Source organism: Gilvimarinus sp. 1_MG-2023 (assembly GCF_030548285.1).
Genome location: NZ_JAUOSC010000479.1, coordinates 1 through 341, shown reverse-complemented (window position 1 = coordinate 341; position 341 = coordinate 1). Strand labels below are relative to the sequence as shown.

1 pseudogene is annotated in these 341 nt (G+C 61.0%); it reads left to right on the top strand.

What is annotated here, in order from left to right:
* Positions 1–341 (top strand): annotated as a pseudogene (locus Q4563_RS17715) (hypothetical protein); the annotation flags it as partial.

The following is a 341-nucleotide window of genomic DNA, read 5'->3' as shown; positions in this document are numbered from 1 at the left end:
GCCCAAGGCAACTGGTTAGTACCCGGTTTTATCGACCTCAGCAGCTATCTCAATGAGCCGGGTTATACCCAGCGCGGCACCATTGCCAGCGAAACCCGCGCTGCCGCTGCCGCCGGATTCAGCCATGTCTGCGCCCAGCCACTTACCCGTCCGGTAGCCGACAGCCCGGCGGTGATCCAGCTGATGCAGGACAAAGCCAGCAGCGCCGGATATTCGCGGTTATTGCCACTGGGAGCACTCACTCAGGGGCTGGAGGGCGAACAACTGGCCAATATGGTCAGCTTGCGTAACGCCGGTTGTATCGCCCTGAGCAACGCCCGTCAGCCAATCAAGGACAGCTA